Annotated in this window: 7 protein-coding genes; 1 reads left to right on the top strand and 6 read right to left on the bottom strand. The window is 46.5% G+C overall.

Going from position 1 to position 3,677, the window contains the following annotated elements:
• Positions 1-202 precede the first annotated feature (202 nt).
• Complete coding sequence (locus JUI81_RS31530; RefSeq protein ID WP_204125682.1) at positions 203-463, top strand: hypothetical protein; 261 nt, start codon at positions 203-205, stop codon at positions 461-463.
• Between the two features lie 425 nt (positions 464-888).
• Here JUI81_RS31530 and JUI81_RS31525 read toward each other — a convergent pair whose 3' ends face one another.
• The 6 genes from JUI81_RS31525 to JUI81_RS31500 form a co-directional block, all read right to left on the bottom strand.
• Positions 889-1,347 carry a hypothetical protein gene (locus tag JUI81_RS31525; protein WP_081049261.1) on the bottom strand — a complete coding sequence of 153 codons (459 nt, stop codon included), beginning with the start codon at positions 1,345-1,347 and terminating at the stop codon, positions 889-891.
• Entirely contained in the window at positions 1,348-1,635 is a 288-nt protein-coding gene (locus tag JUI81_RS31520) for a hypothetical protein (RefSeq protein WP_204125681.1), read from the bottom strand.
• 83 nt (positions 1,636-1,718) lie between these two features.
• Positions 1,719-1,991: a hypothetical protein gene (locus JUI81_RS31515; protein ID WP_204125680.1), complete on the bottom strand. Its 273-nt coding sequence runs from the start codon at positions 1,989-1,991 to the stop codon at positions 1,719-1,721.
• 390 nt (positions 1,992-2,381) lie between these two features.
• Entirely contained in the window at positions 2,382-2,840 is a 459-nt protein-coding gene (locus tag JUI81_RS31510; RefSeq protein WP_239077748.1) for a hypothetical protein, read from the bottom strand.
• A gap of 53 nt (positions 2,841-2,893) precedes the next feature.
• Entirely contained in the window at positions 2,894-3,319 is a 426-nt protein-coding gene (locus JUI81_RS31505) for a hypothetical protein (protein ID WP_204125678.1), read from the bottom strand.
• 82 nt (positions 3,320-3,401) lie between these two features.
• Complete coding sequence (locus JUI81_RS31500) at positions 3,402-3,668, bottom strand: transposase (protein WP_275406309.1); 267 nt, start codon at positions 3,666-3,668, stop codon at positions 3,402-3,404.
• Positions 3,669-3,677: the final 9 nt, after the last annotated feature.

The following is a 3,677-nucleotide window of genomic DNA, read 5'->3' as shown; positions in this document are numbered from 1 at the left end:
TGCGGTTGGGATTTGCCAGCATTGCTCGGCAAGCCTTGCACGCGGTTGAGGGTGACTGGCGCACTGGTGGACGCGGTGACAGTGGCGCCGGTGAGGCTCCAGCTTTGTGGGCCGGTGCCGGTCGGGTTGGTGCTGCCTTCCTGGCTCAAACGGAACAGGCCGTTCTGCCCGGAGGGCGAAATCGGGACAGACCACAAATAAATTGAAGGAGCAGTATCCAACCCTCGATAAACGTGGTCTGTCCCCGTTTATCCCTCTGAGTGTCAGCGCCGATATGCTGCTATTTGATGAGGGAGAACGTGGGCCGGATGACCGCCTGAAACTTCAGTTTGAGGCCATTTCCAAGCTGGATGACAAAGAGCGCGAAGCCCTGGAGACAGTGATCAGTAGCGTATTGCACATGCACGACGCCAAGCGCTGGACACAAGCTGCGACTAAAAGAGACAGCTTGCCGGGCCAATAAAACGGGCCAACCTTGAAAAAAGGACCAGTTCTGTGGGGCTGCCGCTGTGTATAACAAATGCTATACAACTCACGTCAGTGCTTGCTGGGTGAAACACTCGTTTTGTATTACAAATGTATAACAGCACCCAGAAGACAGAAACCGGATAACTAATTGATACATATAGAAAATACCCACCTCGCGAGAGGTGCGTGATGTGTATTGAGATTTTGCTCCTGTTAAGGGGCGAAAAATCATGCTCAAAAAGGGCGTATTGAGCAGCTAGACCGTAGGTCGTCAGGGTGGGTGCAAAAAGGATGCAACTTGACTGCAGAAAGGATGCAAATAGGATGCAAGAAGGCGGCAAAAAGGGTGCAGATAGGGTGCAAAAACACCGGCGCGAGGCCGGTGTCGAAAGTGTCAGATCAAGTTGAAACTTCTACAACTCACCAAACCTCATGGGTCTCGGCTCTGTAATTCTTTTCAATACGCTCAACAAGCAATGGCGCACTGATAATTCCTCTTGTGGAATGCTTCAGCTCTTCCGAGCTAATCTCTCTCTCCAGCCGAAGTGCTTCGCTTCCATTCCATAGCCAAATAGAGCCTCCCGGCCCGCCATTCCTGGAACGGAACGTAGGAAACACTTGTAACCTTTCGGGAACCGGAACATTTGCCACAACGGATAGAAGGCCTTGATTTACCGCACTTTGAACAACAAAAAATGCGGAAAATTGTGGTTCACCATCAACAACAACCGAAAAATCTTTTGGTTTTTCATTATGAAATCCGGGGAAAACACGTATTAAAAAACCAAATTCCGGATGCTTATGAGTAACTTGCGCATATGCGACACCCTGCGAGGTTAACACCTGCAAAATGTCGCCCAGCTTTACCTTCTTAGCCATTTAAAATCCTTCATATCCAGCTTTTTTCAGCAGCTCGGCGCCGCGAATCAAACCCTGCTCATACTTAGTCGGGTTTTTGACAGACGATATAGAGTTAATCTTATTGATTAACGTGCCGCCATCTTTACCAAGGCCATGGTAGTCGATCAGTGTTTGCTCGACTGCCCGTGCGTCAGCACGTGAAAGGTTCTGTAAACCCTCTATTCTGTCAATCGTGATGCCTTTTTCTCTGAGGTGAGCTTGACCGCGCTTAACTATGTCGTCGGTTATTCCAACATAACGAGTCACACCATCAACAACACAGTTATAAACACAGGTCTTTCCGCCTATAGAGGCAACTTCACCTGCGCCTTTTGCACCAACTAGCTAAGTCAGAATGACTCTATAATTTTTTTCGCTAACCATGCCTCACTTTTATCTATAGATATGTAGCACCCTTCGAATGAGCCGCTTGTCAAAACAAGCCTATGCCCTGCATATTCAATAGCAACCAGAATTGAGTAAGGGCCTTGCTCACGCTTTATTTCTTCTGCATTTAGTTTTTCCAAAACAACACCAACAAATTCCTCAAAGCTTTCTTCTTCATACTCATTAAAATAGACAAAATGACCAAGCTCGGAACTAGACTCAGAAAAACGATTCATGCTCACATCCCCAACCCATTATTTACGCTTGTTCTAGATGACTGGGATTTTTCGATAATCTTGCGCCACAAATCATCCCCAGAAAGACCTTGTGACGAGTATTTATTAGCGATCTCCGACCACGTTCTATTGGGATCGCTCTTATTCAAAGAGTCTGCCAAATCTCTGTTAGACATTAAATCTCTAGCTGTAGACCTTAAATCATTCCTCATGGAAAACGCCTGTTTAGCCTGATCTTCCAGCGACAGTCTTGCATCAATTCGACTGGGAATTTCTGCCTCTTTAGATAAGTACCAAGCCCTAGCCTCTCTATCAGTTAGAGTCTTAGGTCGAGCAACATTTTCCCACCATTTTGTATAGGCAGCAGAATCATCGATTGCTTTTGCACCATTAAATCAGGCCAAGCTCTCGCAACCTAACCTCGCGTACAAAGTCCAATCCACCTACCTCGACTTTAGATCCGTCTGAGTAATGGGCGTGACCACAGACATTACACTGAAAAGCCAATAATCCGTTCTGTTTTCCTACAAAAATGCGCATACCATGAGACTCACACCTAGGACATTGTTCATCAATCTCAATAGTAACCAACTCTTCTATTGTATCGCGCAAAAAGCGCGCGATAGCTTCTACGTCTTTGGACTTGTAGCGTAAAATTACTTTTTTAAGGTGAGCTAATTCGCTAAGTTTAAAAGTAGAAAACTCTACAGGCATCAACTTCTCATCTATATGGGAAAGTTCATAAAAATTATAGGTCGAGAACGGCTCAACAGAAAAGCATTCATAATTGCGCCGTAACCACAAAAGGATTACGTCAAGAATATTCCTCAGTGAGGACTTATCACTCATGCGCGTAACAGCTGATTGCAACTCGTGCCAGACTTTCGGAGAGAGAGATCGCATCAATTGCCCGCCTTAACCGGAAAGGTTGTGATCAGGTTACCGGCTTTGTCGGTAAACACTTTTATCACAGAAGTGGGGGCTCCTCCATCCTTCAGCGTAGTAGTGCCAATCACTCGCCCCACATCAACTGTTCTTACAAACTGACCATCTGGCAGTGCCAAAACCGGAGACTTCACGACATCACTGCTCTGCAAAATCCCTTTCAGTTCATTTGGAGCAATCGTAAATACTGAACGCGAGTTGGAGATTTCTCTACCGAAATGGCCATCAAGAACATGGTCGAACCCCGCAGATACTGGATTGCCATTGTCCCGCAGAGGCGTGGTTTCTGCGCGACCGTTAGCAACGTTTATACGAGACTGTACACGACCAGGAACACCCTCCACGGCATTTACAACGTCTTTTGCACCCCCTACTTCTCCCAAGCCTTTCGCTACAGCCGAGCTTCCCCCACCTATCGCCTCGCTCGCAACCCCTTTTCCAAAAACAGATCCCAGAACCTTGAAATCAGGGACAGACCACGTTTAAATCGAAAGAGCTCTGCCCTGCTCCCAAAAAACGTGGTCTGTCCCCGTTTATTAATACATAACTATCACTTTGAACAAGGCACGAACGGAAGCGCCCTTCCCATAAAGTCCCACTACGTCCATATGTACGATTTATGTATTGCACATATCGTTGCCCTATTCCTTTCATAAGCGAGCTGGTACTGCTGTGCTCATGAGGGCTAATCAACAAATGGACATGATTAGTCATAAGACACCATGCGTGAATTTCACACGA

The organism is Pseudomonas sp. 008, from assembly GCF_016861935.1.
Classification (GTDB): Bacteria; Pseudomonadota; Gammaproteobacteria; order Pseudomonadales; family Pseudomonadaceae; genus Aquipseudomonas.
Note: the sequence above shows the minus strand (reverse complement) of the source record. Positions and strands in the feature narration are given on the sequence as shown.